The sequence below is a fragment of the Paraglaciecola sp. T6c genome (assembly GCF_000014225.1).
In the GTDB taxonomy this organism is placed as follows: domain Bacteria; phylum Pseudomonadota; class Gammaproteobacteria; order Enterobacterales; family Alteromonadaceae; genus Paraglaciecola; species Paraglaciecola atlantica_A.
The window spans coordinates 562,311-578,120 of the sequence record NC_008228.1 but is presented as its reverse complement, the minus strand read 5'-3'; the positions used below and the strand labels follow the sequence as shown (position 1 = coordinate 578,120).

Genomic DNA, 15,810 nt, shown 5'->3' with positions numbered 1-15,810 from the left:
AGTGCGTTTCTTGCATACACGACGCGTTTAACCTACTCGCTATTAGCTCTGCGTTATCGCGTCGGCCTGTGTGCTGTTTCTTTTCCAGAAGGATTTGAACATGAAAACATGTGAGCATAGTGCCCCCAGTATCTGTAACTTACCCTTGGTAGAACCCCGTAAACTAGACCCGAATATTGATAGGAATCGCGAATCTTTAGTGCGCTATATCGAGAAAAAATGGGTCAATCACACCGTGCTGCACTACTACTTTATGCAGAACCAAGCCCAATTAGCGGGGCAAGCCAACCAGCTGCAAGCGGTCAGAGAAGCCTTTGATGAATGGAAGAACCTAGGTATAGGCCTAGATTTTATTGAGGTTGGTGACTCAGCCCAAGCAGAATTTAGAATTGGGTTCGCCCCTGGCAGTTCGTGGTCATATGTGGGCAGAGACTGTATCGATCTGGTGCCAAATCACGAAGATCAAACCATGAATTTTGGCTGGGACCTAACGACTCCTTACGGCCGTGACACAGCGCTACATGAAATTGGCCACGCCATGGGTTTCCCCCACGAACATCAAAACCACAAAGCAGGTATTGTTTGGGATGAAAACGCCGTTTATGCAAACTTTGCGGGCTCACCTAATTACTGGGATGATGCAACGACTTACCACAATATTATCCGAAAATTGTCACCACAAGATGCTACTGGTTCCCCTTGGGATCGAGATTCTATCATGCATTATCAGTTTGATGCTGGCTTGATCCTTTCCCCTGCGGAGTATCAACAACAGCCCCTTATTCCCGCTCCTGGGTTGTCAGAAATGGACATACAAGAAGCGCTTAAGTTTTACCCAGACAATAGTGTTGCTCAATGGCCTGAACTAGCGCCCTTTCTATCCCAAAAGCTCGACATTACTCCCGGCCAGCAGTTGGACTTTACGATAGAGCCAAATATTAGCCGCACCTATAACATACAAACTTTCGGCACAATGGATACCGTCATTGTGCTGTTCGAAGATGACGATGGCGAGCCTATTTACTTAGCAGGGGATGACGATAGCGGCACAAATTATAATTCGAAAATAACCCTCAGATTGATTAACGGCCGCCGCTATTACTTACGTTTACGATTATACAGCGCAGGCGCATCCGGCGAAGGTGGTGTGATGCTCTGGTAAAAGGAATGTAGCCAGTTTTTTAACAGTTCATAACTGGCTAAATTCCTTGAGTGCAGCTATTTTTTACGGCCAATCTAGTCGCTTAATCATGCTTATTAAGCACTTGTCACCATCGCCTTATGCGACTAATTGACTACCTTTAAATGCCCCTATAAGGCTTGCTCCCAATGGCGTTGCTTTATAGGATGTCCACCGCCTATTGACTTAACATGGACGTGCTATGCTCTATCACCTTGCTTCTGTTTTTCTCGCTTTACTGTTCATCGTACAGGGGAAATACGTTAGGCGAGTAACGCCTAAATTACCCGAGCCGGAGGGATGTCGAGAAGGCACATTCGGCAGTGGCCCCCCGTTGTCGCTATTGATCATTGGCGACTCAGCCGCCGCTGGAGTCGGGGTTGAATTACAGCGATACGCCTTGGCGGGCAACATGTTAAATACTCTTGGGCAACATTACCAAGTTGCTTGGAAGCTCATGGCGAAAACGGGGAATACTTCCGCAGAATTACTGAAAAAAATCCAACACATTGAATCTACTCAAGCGTATGAAACGGTCGTTATCTCTATTGGCGTGAACGACGTAACTGGGCTTACATCGTCTCGTAAATGGTTAAGCAATCTTGCTTTCATCTCCCAAGCCTTACAGGATAAATTCGGCGCAAAGCGCGTACTTTTTTCAAGCCTGCCACCTATGCATTTATTTCCAGCTTTACCCCAGCCCTTGCGTTGGTGGTTGGGCGTTAGAGCCAAGCACTTAAATGATCTTGCAGAAAAATTCTGCCAAACCAATCCCCAATGTCATTTTGTCAGTGCCCCCTTCCCCATCGATCAGCGCTTTATCGCTGATGATGGCTTTCATCCTGGTGCCCTTGCCTATCAATTGTGGGGCGAATACTTGGCACGCGTATTACAAGAAAAACTCATTCGACATGCATGAGTAATATACGATAAAACATATATATTATCACCATACGTTACGTAATATGCCTTTCTATCGTCATTCCGCGCTATTTGCGACAATCCGTTTTTTATTACCTTGGTAAGCGTCAAACAGAGCTTTGTGCGCGGCTAATGAAAATGTATCGCTGCGGGCGGCGTAATCAGTGATCCAGTCGATCAACATCGGCAAATTTGCATCTTGCGCTTCTTTAGATGAGTATTTATGCGGCTCCCAAGGTCTGTTTCGGGCATTTTCAACGCAAGCTGCTATCGGTAAATCCATAAAAATTAACTCACTTGCATGGCCAGTAAGCTCGGCGAGTAGATCACTGTAACAGCCTTCGATAACCCAGTTTTTTTGGGTATGAATAAATGCGTTGATACTACGCATAGAGTCATCAACAGGTGCCCGCTCTGGTACTTATGTAGGTAGCCAAGCCAGCGTATCTAGATCCAGATGCGCGATGTTCAATGTACTGGCTAAGTGCTTTGCCAAAGTAGATTTACCTGATCCAGAATTACCAAATATGATAATACGTTTTGGCTCGCTAGTGTATGTACTCGTAGTCATCCTTGGAAGCCCGTTAAAATGATTGGCGATTAAAATTAATTTATCACGGCTTAATGACAAATTGACGATTCATTACAATAGATTTCGCCCTATTCATCATAAGTTTGATAAAATCCCCGCGGTTTTCTCAACATAGGCGCAGCGCAAATGAAATTCGAAGGTAGTCATATTCTTTCCGTTAATCAGTTCGACCGTGAATCGATAGAACGCGTATTCGATGTCGCTAATCAAATGGAGCCCTATGCAAAACGCCAAAAACGGACCACGGTACTTGATGGTGCGATCCTCGGAAATTTATTTTTCGAGCCTAGCACACGTACTAGAGTCAGTTTCGGTACCGCTTTTAACTTACTCGGTGGTGAGGTACGTGAAACCACTGGTATGAGTAACTCCGCATTGGCCAAAGGCGAGTCTTTGTACGATACCGCTCGTGTACTCAGTGGCTACTCCGATATCATCACTATGCGCCACCCTGATTCAGGCTCAGTCGCTGAATTTGCCCAAGGTAGTCGTGTGCCAGTGATAAATGGTGGTGATGGCGCTAACGAGCACCCTACGCAAGCCCTTCTTGATTTATATACTATTCAAAAAGAACTGCTATACCATGGCGGCAACATTGACGGCCTGCATATCGCCATGATTGGTGATCTGAAATATGGCCGAACCGTACACTCGTTAAGTAAATTACTTTGTCTGTTCAAAAATATTCGCTTTACGCTTATTTCACCCAAAGAGCTGGCAATGCCGGATGCGATTCTAAGTGCCATTGAAAATGCGGGGCACAGCTACACTATCAGTGAAACCCTAGAGGGTAACTTTGATGCGGATATCTGTTATCAAACCCGAGTGCAAGAAGAACGTTTTGGCTCACAAGAAGAGGCAAATTTGTACCGGGGGAAATTCCGCTTGAATCAGCAAATTTACACCAAGCACTTTCAATCTAAAACAGTGATTATGCATCCGTTACCGCGAGATTCACGCACGGAAGCCAATGAGTTAGACAACGATTTAAATATGAACCCAAATCTGGCCATCTTTCGCCAAACCGACAATGGCGTACTGGTAAGAATGGCGTTGTTTGCCTTGACCTTAGGGGTTGAAAATATCGTTAGCAAATTCGACAAAGAAGTGCATTGGTACAGCGGCCACTAGCGCCCTATTTATCCACTTAGCCATTTCACAAAGTAATAGAAGAAGATTAATAATATGCAAAAATCAGAACAACTTTTCGCCCGCGCTCAAAAGCACATTCCAGGTGGGGTTAACTCTCCCGTGCGCGCATTTAGAGCCGTTGGTGGCACTCCCCCTTTCATCGAAAAGGCAGATGGCCCTTATTTATACGACGCCGACGGCAAACAATACATTGATTACGTGCAGTCGTGGGGACCAATGGTACTAGGCCACAACAACCCCATTATTCGCCAAGCAGTGATTGATGCCGCGCAAAATGGTTTAAGTTTTGGTGCGCCAACTGAGGCAGAGGTTACCATTGCTGATTTAGTCAGCGAATTGGTGCCATCTATGGAAATGCTACGCATGGTCAACTCAGGTACCGAAGCCACTATGAGCGCTATTCGCCTAGCTAGAGGGTATACCAAGCGTGATAAAATCCTTAAATTCGAGGGTTGTTATCACGGTCACGCCGATGCCCTGCTGGTAAAAGCAGGATCAGGCGCGTTGACCTTTGGTGTACCTAGCTCACCTGGTATTCCAGCTGACTTTGCTAAACACACTCTGACAATGGAATACAATAATATCGACTCGGTAGTTCAAGCGTTTGAGCAATACCCAGACGACATCGCCTGTATCATCGTTGAACCCGTTGCTGGAAATATGAATTGTATTCCCCCAGTCCACGGCTTCCTTCAAGGGTTGCGTGATGTGTGTGATAAATACGGCGCAGTGCTGATTTTTGATGAAGTCATGACCGGATTTCGCGTCGCATTAGGCGGCGCACAAGCCAAATACAATATCGTGCCGGACTTAACGTGCCTCGGTAAAGTGATTGGCGGCGGCATGCCGGTAGGCGCTTTCGGTGGTAAACGCGACATCATGCAACACATCGCGCCTTCAGGCCCTGTGTATCAAGCGGGTACGCTATCTGGCAACCCAGTGGCGATGGCAGCAGGTTTAGCTGCCCTAAATCAAGTCAAACGCCCGGGCCTTTATGAAGAGTTAAGTGAAGCGACCAAAACCTTGGCAGAAGGCATAAAAGCCATCGCCAATGGACTGGGTATCCCCATGTCTGTTAACTATGCTGGCAGCATGTTTGGTCTGTTTTTCACTGATGTAGAGTGCGTCACGAACTACCAACAAGCGATTAACTGCAATACCGAGCAGTTTAATCATTTCTACCATGGCATGTTAGAAAACGGCGTTTATCTGGCACCTGCATCTTACGAAGCAGGCTTTGTATCGGCTCAGCATAGCCCTGAAATTATTCAGCAAACACTACAAATTGCTGAGAAGGTTCTGGCTGACGTAGCAAAAAAGTTCGGTTAATGTAGCTGTACCTAATCAATCGCTAGCGAAGCAATGTAAGTGTTATGTTGGAATTTATCTCTGAGTCCCTACTCGTTGTTTTGCTGGCGTTTTGTGTTGTTTGTTTAGTTGTCATCGCATTTTTACTGAAAAAGCTTAAAGCGTTAAGCCATGAAAAAATGTCTGATGTTACCCCAAAGCCTCGCGCGGTTAATCAGAAGTCTTTTGAAGAATTGCCCACCGAACGTTTCGAGCAACGAGCTGATGAAGCTTTGCGCCTGCGTCATACCTTTCAAAAATTTGTGCCAAAACAGTTTGTTGACCATTTTGCCAAACATGGGTCCAGCGTGCTTGAATTAGGCCACGCGGTGGAAGACGATGTAGCGATTTTGTTCTGTGACATTCGTGGCTTCACAGGTTTATCAGAAAATATGAGTCCGCAAGAACTGATGCGTTTTCTGAATTCATATTTCTTACGTATGAACGACCCCATTCATCTCAATGGCGGCTTTATCGACAAGTTTATCGGCGATGCCATCATGGCATTATTTGATCACCCTGATGGCTGCGACGAAGACAAAGCCAGAGATGCACTGTGTGCTGCCCTCGACTTGCGCCAAGCACTGAGTATATATAATCAACATAGACAAAACAGTGGTTATCCATCAATTGAAATCGGCATAGGCATTCACTTTGGCCCTGTGGTACTTGGCACCGTTGGCTCTGATGATCGCATGGACACCACCGTAATCGGTGATAGCGTTAACATCGCTTATCGTTTGGAGGCATTAGCCCCTATTTATCACTGCGATATCGTAGTGAGCGCACAAGCATTGCAACAAGCCGCACAGCCTGAACGTTTTAACGCTCGCTTGCTGGATTGGGTTAAAGTAAAAGGGCGAAGCAATGCCATTGAAATACACGAAGTGATTGCTCACTTACCCAAAGAGCTTCAGCAGCTAAAGTTAAGTAACATGGCACTTATCAAGCAAGGCCTGACGTATCGATTTGAGCAAAACTGGGCACAAGCCATTAATTGCTTTGAACAAGCTGCCACGCTCTCACCAGATGATTACTTACCTAAACTGCACATCAGTCAATGCCAACAATTAGCCGAGCAAAAACTACTTGCCGACTGGGATGGAACCGTTCAGCTATAGTATTAAACGGCGTTTATACCAATCCACATGAGTAAATGACCAACCAGAATTCGTCCAAGGGATTTTAAACAAGGCGTCGGTCTACAGAATAGTTGTACCCTTTCAACTAATGAGAGTGCAAAAAAAGACAGCGGAGGCATTTTTTTAAACAAGCTGAATAATGCGAGAAAGTAAAAAACAGGGCAACCAGAGTGTTGCCCCTAAAAGTCCACGGAACACATACATTTAGCCTACAAGGCGAAAGGATAATAGAAGGGTTTTATGACAAAGCCATGGCGGCTACGTTACGATATCGTGACAAGGTTAAGCCACCTTATTGACCACATTCTCGCAGGCGCTCTCGTTCTCTGACCGCCGTTTAATTAATTTGCGCGCTGCTTAATAAAGGTAAGCGATGGAGCAAAAAACGCAGCGCCAGTTTCAGCACTGGTATAATCCAAAAAGCGGTCATATTCACCGTTTTCATCATTCATGATCATATTGCGTAGCATATGCTCGAATGGCTTAGGACTGCGAGCACAACTGACAAAAAACAGCCCCTGCACATGCATATCTCCATAGGGCATGCTCTGGCGCAAAATCCGCATAGGACGGCTTTCATTGTCTGTAATCTGGGTACAATCGTAATGACTACGAGGTGATTTAAAGGCATCACTCAGGGGGCTGTTATCCGATTTTTTACGGCCCATTATGTATTCTTGATGATAGGCAGACAATTGCTCCCACTTAGCAATATTGTGACGGTACCTTTGCACATGTATGTAACTGCCACCAGCAAAGTCTGGATCGAGCTCCCCCACTAACGCGATATCTAACTTATGCATACCTTTGGGGTTGTCGTCGGCGTAAATAAATCCAGTTAAATCACGACCATCTAAATATCTGAATCCGCGTATATCTTCAATCAAATCCACATGGCTGCCAAGCAAACGCATGATTTCCATGGCAAGGGCATGGCAAATATCCGCCCTGTCAGCGCGAATTTGAATAAATAAATCACAAGGTGCGACAGGGGCACTGCGGTCATCGCAGTGCATATCAGGAAACGGCGCTAATTCGACAGGAATTAATCCCGGATAAACGTCGTGCCAATAGCTACTGCCTATGGCAACAACGCCGGTGACCATTGCCTCATAATGCTCTTCATCATAATGGGCAAATAAGTCGACAATTTGTGCGATCTTGATGCGCATGACTGAATCATCATCATCGTTCACATTGAGCAGTAAATACAGGGCATGCAAGCTTGCTTCAGCACAAATCCCTTTTTGTGGTTGTGGCATATATTTCTTAGTGTCAGTGTAGTTTTAGTCAAGCGCTGTATTCATCTAAAGGGGATACCCAATAAATATTAATACCCTCTTACATGGGGCTTGGCGCTACCGGCTAATATACGCGATTTTGCACCTTAGGCATAATCCTCTGTATTTGGACAGTAGTTGCCGAAGTGTTGGTATAAACAAAAAAGCCTCGCTGAGCGAGGCTTTTTATTTTTGCATATATCCTCCGATTCAGAGGGATTAGGTGAGTATTGTTATTATTATTGACCCACCTTTTGTGTGTTTTACTTATTTAAGCGTTGCTTAACGGCCGCTGGTAAAGTCTGGGTAGGCTTCTAATCCACATTCGCTAATATCAACACCTTCGAACTCTTCTTCTTCAGTCACTCTGATACCCATTACAGCTTTGAGGATTGCCCAAACAATCAAGCTAGCGAAGAATACCCATACGAAGATAGTCATAGCACCAACGAATTGACCAAGATAAGTCGCGCCATCATTCGTTGCAGGCACCACCATTACGCCGAAGAAACCTACCACACCGTGTACAGAGATAGCACCTACTGGATCATCAATTTTCAGCTTATCAAGGCTGATAATAGAGAACACTACAATCACACCACCAATAGCACCAATAATAGTTGCGCCCAATGCCGATGGTGTTGAAGGCTCAGCCGTAATGGCGACTAAGCCAGCCAATGCACCGTTAAGCACCATGGTTAAATCCGCTTTCTTAAACAAAATTTTAGCCAGGACTAAGGCCGCTACTGCGCCACCTGCTGCTGCAGCATTTGTGTTTAAGAACACCATAGCCACTGAGTTAGCATTAGCAATGTCGCCCAGTTTTAATACTGAACCACCGTTGAAACCGAACCAACCCATCCACAAAATAAACGTGCCCAATGTCGCCATAGGTAGGTTTGCACCTGGGATAGCGTTTACTTTGCCATCAGCAGTATATTTGCCTTTACGAGCACCCAGCAACAATACACCTGCAAGCGCTGCAGCTGCACCAGCCATGTGCACGATACCTGAACCTGCAAAATCAGAGAAACCAAAGTCATCGCCTAGGCTATATAGACCAAATACAGAGTTACCACCCCATGTCCAGCCACCTTCCATAGGATAGATGAATGCGGTCATTACAACGGCGAAAGCAAGGAAAGCCCAAAGTTTCATACGCTCAGCTACCGCGCCGGATACAATTGACATAGCAGTTGCTACGAATACAACTTGGAAGAAGAAATCTGATGCGCCCGAGTAAATCGAACCACCTTCAAAACCATCTTCACGACCAGCAAATTCGCCTAGAGTTTCAGTAACATCAACACTTTCGATGCCTGTTAAGAAGTAATCGCCGCCGTACATAATGGCGTAACCGCACACTAAGTACATAAGACAAGAAATCGCGAAAAGCGCGATATTTTTAGTGAGTATTTCGGTAGTGTTCTTTGAGCGAACTAAACCCGCTTCTAACATAGAGAAGCCAGCGGCCATCCACATTACGAGTGCGCCACACACTAGGAAATAAAACGTATCCATAGCGTATTGAAGGTGAAATGCTTGTTCCATTATTATTATCCTCTGTATCTCTAAATAGCTTCGCCGTCGGTCTCACCCGTACGAATTCGAACTGCGTGCTCTAAGTCATAAACAAAGACCTTGCCGTCACCGATTTTGCCGGTTTTAGCGGCGCCTACGATGGCCTCAACCAAACGTTCCACTTGGTCGTCTTGAACCGCGACCTCTAGCTTCACTTTTGGTAAGAAATCCACTTGATACTCCGCACCACGATATAGTTCAGTGTGACCTTTTTGACGCCCAAAACCTTTGACTTCGGTAACGGTTAACCCGTCAATCCCTATTTCAGAAATGGCTTCGCGCACATCATCTAGCTTGAATGGCTTGATGATCGCTGTGACTAGTTTCATATTGCTGCTCCCGATATTTATTATGATAATTGCGCTACGTTTGCAGAAGATAGAACAAGAGACATGCCATAAATTTTAAACTAATAAAATCATTAACTTACGTTGAAAAAGTATTAACTTAAGAACACACCCCGCACAAAACTGGTTCAATTTTGGTCAATTGCACCGAATTAGCGCACAAGGCCAGTATTAAATTTTGTATCATCACGTTTCAGTGAATAATCGCGGTTGAGTGGAAGTTGTTTGAACAGGGTATAAGCAGATATCGCGTGTAAGGAAATGGTGGTGCGCAGAATTAAACTAGGTCGAACGACACTGCGCCTTCCATCTTTACACTACCTTTACATAGCGGCTGCTGAACTTAACAGGCGATCTGTTACTCTACTCTGTTTTTAATCCATTAATGATCACGTGCTTATAACAGACCACTACCCAATGAAAGCGGATTTCAGCCCCAGCTTACCGCCAAGACCAAAAGCGAAAATGGGAACATTATGGATAATTTTAGTGTCTTTACTGTTACACATTATTATTTTCGCGCTCATTGCCCGCACGCCAAACGAAATACCGAATTTCGAAACATCACAAGACAGTACGCCTCAAATTAAGCCTATTACTGCCCGGTTGATCTTTCCCACTATCAGCGTGCCCCCTGAACCCGCACCTGAGCCTGCGCCAGTCGATAAACCTGCGTTAGAGTCAGAAACGGTACCCGAGCCTAAAGCCGGTGCCCAACTCGAAGAGCCGGCAGTGGTAGAGCAAGCCCCACCAGCGGTTGTGACGCCAGAACCTACGCCTACGCCGTTAGCTGAAATAGCGCCTAAGCCCACCCCAGAGCCTGAACCGACGCCAGAGGTAGCACCACCAGAAACGAAGAATGAAGCCAGTTTTATGCAGCAAGATCCCATGGCGCTTCCAGAAAGCAACAAGAGACCAAAGCTCGCTGAAGGGCAAGAACAAACCGTAGCGGATAAGGTTAAAGATCAACTTCACAGCTCTACCCAACAATCTATCGCGGATTTAGCAGCCGAAGAAGCCGCGCGTTATCGACGTGAGCAAACATCGCCAAGCTTGTTTGATAAGCCTGAACTTAGTCAGTTAACGGAAGACGAAAAGCTGGAAAAAGAAAACGAAGTATTGGCAGATTGCTCTAGTTACACCAACAAAGGCGTAGCAGTATTGTCAGGGTTGATGGGTGGCAACATTAAATGTACTACCACCAATGGTGCTGAATCGTTTATCCAAGACAGGCTGAATAAAACAGCCCATCTACCTGCCATGAAAGACAAAAAAAACAACTAACCTTGCGGGTCAACGCTTAGTTACCGAACAGCCTTTCCCATAGTGATTTCTTGAGTGGGCCTCGTACTTCCCCGTTACAGGTTTTTGGCACAGGAGGAAGGGCGTCCAAAATCGCCGGAACACTAATGGTATTAGCACAACCTGGGCGGCTAAGCGCACCGCTTTGCTCTTCAAAATGGGCAATACCCAACCCTTTAGGATAGCGCCTGACGAATGACTTAGGTTGCTGCAGCTTCTGGTAACCAATAAATAACTGCATAGCACCACTGGCACCGCTCAAATTAATAGGTTCGTTGTTGTCTTTCCCCATCCAACTGGTTACTAAAATATTATTATCAAATCCGCTGAACCAACTGTCACGATAATCATCTGTGGTGCCGGTTTTACCTGCCATATTGATATCGCCGAAGGTTTGTTTTATCTGTCTTGCCGTCCCTTCACGCGTCACTTTGTGTAGTGCGTAGTTTAATAAGTAAGTGGCTTTATGATCTGCTCGCTGCTCCCCTCTTGCACTAAAACGCCATAATGGCTTGTTCTTCGGAGATAAAACGGCCGTTACCGCGTGCAAAGGAATGAATCGCCCATTGTTTGCGATGGTTTGATACATCTGATTGACTTGAATAGGAGATAAATTCACCGCCCCTAACGTCATTGCTGGATAGATATCCATCGGCTCGTTCACGCCTAAACGCTCCACGGTGGCAGCAATATCGTCTAGCCCGACTTCCATGCCCAAGTTTACCGTTGGAACATTCAAGGATTGTGTTAACGCTTCCACTAAACTGACTTGACCGCGGAATTTTTTATCGGCGTTTTTCGGCTCCCACATTTTTCCATAGGTACTTTTTAAGCTAATGGGTTCGTCTTTTAACGGAGTCGCCAAATTATATTGCGCCGCACGCTCTAATGCGGTCAAGTAAATGGCAGGTTTTATCAGTGAACCGATAGCTCTTTTGGCGTCGAGTGCCCGATTAAAGCCTTGAAATTGCGGATTAACGTCACCGACGATGGAGCGTACTTCACCGCTTTTAATATCCGTTACCACCATAGCTGCTTGCAAAGCGGTCAGTTTCATACGCTTTTGCTGGGCTTTCACTCCCACTTTTAGGGCTTGTTCGGCTTTTCTCTGGGCCACAGAGTCCAAGGTCGTGAAGACTTTCAGACCAGACTCTCGCATGTTTGGGTCCGACAAAACCGTTTTTAATTCTCTGCGCACCATGCTCATAAAGGCAGGGTGCTTTCCAGAGGTTAAACTTGCCCCGGTTGCCAAATTAAGAGGTTGATTAATAGCGTATTCGTATTCGTTTCTTTGCAGTTCGTTGTTTTCAAATAGGATACGCAGTACCAAATTTCTACGCTCAATGACTCGCTCAGGATGACGTCTTGGATTGTAATAAGACGGCCCTTTTATGATACCAACCAAGGTCGCTATTTCCGCTACGTTTAATTCAGCAATCGGACGGTCGAAATAAAACAAGCTGGCTAAACCAAAACCATGTACACCTGTGTTGCCATTTTGACCGAGAAAAACTTCATTGAGATACGCTTCGATAATTTCATCTTTGCTGTAACGTGCGTCGATAATCAACGCCATTAATGCTTCTTTAGCTTTGCGTACCAGTGACTTTTCATTGGTTAAAAACAGATTTTTAACCAATTGCTGGGTCAAAGTGCTGCCGCCTTGAACCGCTCGCCCTGCGGATACATTGGCAATAAGTGCGCGTAATATAGAAAGCGGTGCAATACCATAATGTTTGTAAAAGTCTTTATCTTCAACCAACACCAACGCCTTGATAAGGGACTGCGGTACGCCGTCTAAATTGACCAACATGCGATCTTCTCGCCCACTGCTCATTAGGCGAGTCACAAGCCAAGGCTCCAAGTAAACGTCATTTAAGGCTTGGTTATTATCTAAATTGCGTAAGCTTGCAACCCGGCCATTGGCCAGTGTTATGTCCAGTGCGACTTCAGATTCTTTGCCATGAGGAAAATGAAAAGCACGACGTTGAATACGTACCCCTGAGGCCTTTAATTGATATTCTCCGGTATCGTCTGCGTGGCGTACTTTGCGATAACCAAGTAGTTCTAGTTCCTCAACTATCTCTTGAGTCGTTATCTCTTGTTTAAGCTCAAAATGCATCGGGCGCGCAAAAATTTGAGCAGGCACCTGCCATTTATTACCACTAAATTGCTTCACAATTTGTGCGTCTAAATACACTCCGTATGCAGCTACAACGGCGGTCAAAATAATGAGTAAGCGCCACCAATTGCGCTTAAGCCACGCCCAAGGGTGTAAATGCCTGAGCTTGGATGATGCCCCTGACTGGCTGGATTTAGACTTATTTTTAGCGGTTTTTTTCATAATATTTTGTAAATCACCTTAAATATCGCACCGTTACTCAAATCCCGTATTATTGAGATGAACAATGGTATTTATCTGTTGATGGATAAGAGAAAAAGAGGGAGGTTCGCTCGCGCATATCCTAGCAGTTCACTGGGTATTGCTCATCTTCTTTTTTGTCTTACTGGTAGCTTGTGCATTAGCCGGATCGTCAGGCCAAAAATGCTTTTGGTAACGACCTTTCATTTCTTTTTGTACTTCTTTGTAACTGCCTTTCCAAAAACCGGCTAGATCTTGGGTCTGCTGCAGTGGGCGACCCGCCGGTGAGAGCAAAATCATTTGTATTTTCACTTTACCTCTAGCGACACTAGGGGTGTCCGCTAAACCATAAACTTCTTGCATCCTGACAGATAGAGACGCTCCACCTACATCATCATACTGTACGCTAATACGACTGGTGCTTGGCACGGTTATTTTAGTGGGAAATAACTGATTGAGTGCCTGCTGCGAGGCGTAATCTAGTTGATTAAATAATAACGAATAAAAGTCTAATTTCGACAGTTGTTGCCAACTCAACACATCATGCAAATATGGCATTAGCCAGTGATGAAGATTGCTTAATAGCCCAAACTCACTGACATCCGGCCATTGCCCATCGGTTAAGTACTCTTTAGCCATCCGTAAACGATAGATAAGTTGCAATGCGGCGTCGTTAAAAGGCAGGCTCATCACGCCCCGCTCTTTAATTTGCTTATGCCATAAAGCAGTTATTTGCTCAACGCTCGGCTTAGCGCTGGGCATTTTCTTAAGCACAATTCGGCCCAATCGCTGCACAGATTGAGTTACGATGGCCGAGCGAGAGCTATCCCACTCGCAGCGCGTTTCAGAGTCGATAAGATGATTGAAATATTTGTCTATTTGCTGTCGACTAAGAGGCTCTGCTAGCATGATTTTAGCGTTGCTTTGCGCACTATTGGTGAGCATCATCTGCCCTACCGCTAACCATGATTGGCCCATTAGCGAGTCATGTTCACTGAGCTGAGCCCCCGTCCCATCAACAAGCCCGTAGCGACCTGAGTCACTTGCTTTAGCAATCCAGTGTGGGAAAGCAAAGCCAAGTAGTACACCTGTATCTTCTAAAGGCCAATGAGTGACATCACATGCTAGTTTTTTATGCCACTGGCGAATGGCTCGCCACAAAGGGTGACTTTTATGTTGCTGTAATAGGGTCAGTCGATCGTAACAAAGGCTGCCAGCTTGAGCCCCAAGCGGATCCTTATCTTCTAACAGCGCCGCCAAAGCGCAGGCTAAACTTCGATGCCCTGCACTGAGCTCGCTGCTCTTGAGTAACATAGTCGCAATATGCGCTTGGCTGCCAAGCGAGTGAACCTCTTTGCCATGAGGAGTAACCTGAAAATTAGCATCGATGATTTGCAAGCCCATTAACACGCTGTGAGCTTGAGCAATTTGTGCATCACTTGGCATATCAATAAGCGCAAACTCAGAAATTTGCGCCCCCCAAACGCAGGCTTCAAGTAAGAAAGGAGATATGTCGCTAGTGAGGATCTCGGCTTGGCCGTGTTCAGCTAAACGTTGGTGTTGCTCTTTGCTCCACAATCTATAACACACTCCCGGTCCTAAACGCCCTGCACGGCCAGCGCGCTGAATAGCTGATGCTTTTGAAATCATCTGACTGCGCAACTGAGTAAGCCCTTTATTTAGCTGGTAAATCGCGCCTTTTTGCATACCGCTATCAACCACAACACTCACACCTTCAATGGTTAGGCTGGTTTCAGCAATATTGGTAGCGAGTATGATTTTACGTCGCCCTTGGGGGTCGGGTAGCAACGCAGCTTCTTGAGCCGCTAAGGTTTGTTGAGAGAACAAACAATGTATTTGGCAGCCTTTGGAAAGTGATTGGGCAAGTATTTTTTCACAACGACGAATTTCAGCTTGGCCGGGTAAAAAGACCAATATGTCTCCTTGATGCTCTGCGGCTGCGAATAACGTCAAACGTGCTGTTTTATCTACAATAGAGCCCGCAGTGGCATCTGGCCGGTAGTAGGTTTCAATAGGGTAACCTCTCCCCTCACAAGCGATAGAATCAGCGTTAGGCAACAGTTTTTCTAAGCTTGAAACGTCCAAGGTGGCTGACATCACCAATAAGCGCAAGTCGTCGCGTAAGGCGTCTTTCACTTCTAGGCACAATGCCAACGAAAAGTCGGCGTGCATGCTGCGCTCATGAAACTCGTCGAAAATAACCAGACTCACGCTCGATAATTCTGGGTCATTTTGCAACATGCGGGTCAGTATGCCCTCAGTAACAATCTCGAGACGGGTCGCCTTGCTAACACGGCTATCACCACGTATACGATATCCTACTGTTTGCCCTACTTCCTCCCCCAGTTGCTTGGCTAGATAGTGGGCGATATTTCGTGCGGCAATACGCCTTGGTTGCAACATAATGATTTTTCGTGTGGCAAACGTACTGTGCTGCAATAAAGCTAATGGCACACGGGTTGACTTGCCTGCGCCTGGCGGGGCAACCAGTATGACATCATTGTTGTTCAGGCCATCGTGCAGTGCCGGTAGGGTATCTTCGACGGGTAATTGTGTGTTCACTGAAAACAAAGCGGTATCTCA

The 15,810-nt window shown here is 45.8% G+C and carries 11 protein-coding genes and 1 pseudogene; 6 read left to right on the top strand and 6 right to left on the bottom strand.

Annotation, left to right across the window (positions count from 1 at the left end):
* The first annotated feature begins 100 nt into the window (after nucleotides 1-100).
* Nucleotides 101-1,162 carry a M12 family metallopeptidase gene (locus PATL_RS02570; protein WP_011573412.1) on the top strand — a complete coding sequence of 354 codons (1,062 nt, stop codon included), beginning with the start codon at nucleotides 101-103 and terminating at the stop codon, nucleotides 1,160-1,162.
* Nucleotides 1,163-1,382: 220 nt separating this feature from the next.
* Nucleotides 1,383-2,099 (top strand): SGNH/GDSL hydrolase family protein, encoded by a 717-nt coding sequence (locus PATL_RS02565; RefSeq protein ID WP_011573411.1) that lies wholly within the window; start codon nucleotides 1,383-1,385, stop codon nucleotides 2,097-2,099.
* A gap of 60 nt (nucleotides 2,100-2,159) precedes the next feature.
* Here the strand turns inward: PATL_RS02565 and PATL_RS02560 are convergent.
* A pseudogene (locus tag PATL_RS02560) lies at nucleotides 2,160-2,672 on the bottom strand (AAA family ATPase).
* A gap of 147 nt (nucleotides 2,673-2,819) precedes the next feature.
* Between PATL_RS02560 and PATL_RS02555 the strand changes: the two are divergent.
* Genes PATL_RS02555 through PATL_RS02545 form a run of 3 tightly spaced genes read left to right on the top strand, consistent with a single transcriptional unit; the run spans nucleotide 2,820 to nucleotide 6,313 of the window.
* Nucleotides 2,820-3,824, top strand: a complete 1,005-nt coding sequence (locus tag PATL_RS02555; RefSeq protein ID WP_011573410.1) for an aspartate carbamoyltransferase — start codon at nucleotides 2,820-2,822, stop codon at nucleotides 3,822-3,824.
* Nucleotides 3,825-3,878: 54 nt separating this feature from the next.
* Nucleotides 3,879-5,174 (top strand): glutamate-1-semialdehyde 2,1-aminomutase, encoded by a 1,296-nt coding sequence (hemL, locus tag PATL_RS02550; protein WP_011573409.1) that lies wholly within the window; start codon nucleotides 3,879-3,881, stop codon nucleotides 5,172-5,174.
* A 44-nt stretch (nucleotides 5,175-5,218) separates the two neighbouring features.
* Nucleotides 5,219-6,313 carry an adenylate/guanylate cyclase domain-containing protein gene (locus PATL_RS02545; protein ID WP_011573408.1) on the top strand — a complete coding sequence of 365 codons (1,095 nt, stop codon included), beginning with the start codon at nucleotides 5,219-5,221 and terminating at the stop codon, nucleotides 6,311-6,313.
* Nucleotides 6,314-6,675: 362 nt separating this feature from the next.
* Here PATL_RS02545 and PATL_RS02540 read toward each other — a convergent pair whose 3' ends face one another.
* The 3 genes from PATL_RS02540 to glnK all read right to left on the bottom strand — a co-directional run bounded on the left by PATL_RS02540 (nucleotide 6,676) and on the right by glnK (nucleotide 9,524).
* Nucleotides 6,676-7,596 carry a Dyp-type peroxidase gene (locus tag PATL_RS02540; protein ID WP_011573407.1) on the bottom strand — a complete coding sequence of 307 codons (921 nt, stop codon included), beginning with the start codon at nucleotides 7,594-7,596 and terminating at the stop codon, nucleotides 6,676-6,678.
* 300 nt (nucleotides 7,597-7,896) lie between these two features.
* Complete coding sequence (locus PATL_RS02535) at nucleotides 7,897-9,165, bottom strand: ammonium transporter (protein ID WP_011573406.1); 1,269 nt, start codon at nucleotides 9,163-9,165, stop codon at nucleotides 7,897-7,899.
* A gap of 20 nt (nucleotides 9,166-9,185) precedes the next feature.
* A complete protein-coding gene (glnK, locus tag PATL_RS02530) occupies nucleotides 9,186-9,524 on the bottom strand; it encodes a P-II family nitrogen regulator (RefSeq protein WP_006992692.1) in 339 nt (112 codons plus the stop codon).
* Between the two features lie 507 nt (nucleotides 9,525-10,031).
* Between glnK and PATL_RS02525 the strand changes: the two genes are divergently transcribed.
* On the top strand, nucleotides 10,032-10,826 hold the full coding sequence (locus PATL_RS02525) for a hypothetical protein (protein WP_232283280.1): 795 nt from the start codon (nucleotides 10,032-10,034) through the stop codon (nucleotides 10,824-10,826).
* A 16-nt stretch (nucleotides 10,827-10,842) separates the two neighbouring features.
* Here PATL_RS02525 and mrcB read toward each other — a convergent pair whose 3' ends face one another.
* Together mrcB and hrpB are read right to left on the bottom strand one after the other, a co-directional pair.
* Entirely contained in the window at nucleotides 10,843-13,188 is a 2,346-nt protein-coding gene (gene mrcB / locus PATL_RS02520; RefSeq protein ID WP_011573404.1) for a penicillin-binding protein 1B, read from the bottom strand.
* 129 nt (nucleotides 13,189-13,317) lie between these two features.
* Nucleotides 13,318-15,798, bottom strand: a complete 2,481-nt coding sequence (hrpB, locus tag PATL_RS02515) for an ATP-dependent helicase HrpB (protein WP_041713210.1) — start codon at nucleotides 15,796-15,798, stop codon at nucleotides 13,318-13,320.
* Nucleotides 15,799-15,810 lie beyond the last annotated feature (12 nt).

Coding starts and splice junctions, on each gene's coding strand:
- hemL (WP_011573409.1), top strand. CDS start 3,879: ATGCAAAAATCAGAACAACTTTTCGCCCGCGCTCAAAAGCACATTCCA.
- PATL_RS02535 (WP_011573406.1), bottom strand. CDS start 9,165: ATGGAACAAGCATTTCACCTTCAATACGCTATGGATACGTTTTATTTC.
- PATL_RS02540 (WP_011573407.1), bottom strand. CDS start 7,596: ATGCCACAACCACAAAAAGGGATTTGTGCTGAAGCAAGCTTGCATGCC.
- PATL_RS02570 (WP_011573412.1), top strand. CDS start 101: ATGAAAACATGTGAGCATAGTGCCCCCAGTATCTGTAACTTACCCTTG.
- PATL_RS02565 (WP_011573411.1), top strand. CDS start 1,383: ATGCTCTATCACCTTGCTTCTGTTTTTCTCGCTTTACTGTTCATCGTA.
- PATL_RS02555 (WP_011573410.1), top strand. CDS start 2,820: ATGAAATTCGAAGGTAGTCATATTCTTTCCGTTAATCAGTTCGACCGT.
- glnK (WP_006992692.1), bottom strand. CDS start 9,524: ATGAAACTAGTCACAGCGATCATCAAGCCATTCAAGCTAGATGATGTG.
- PATL_RS02545 (WP_011573408.1), top strand. CDS start 5,219: ATGTTGGAATTTATCTCTGAGTCCCTACTCGTTGTTTTGCTGGCGTTT.
- mrcB (WP_011573404.1), bottom strand. CDS start 13,188: ATGAAAAAAACCGCTAAAAATAAGTCTAAATCCAGCCAGTCAGGGGCA.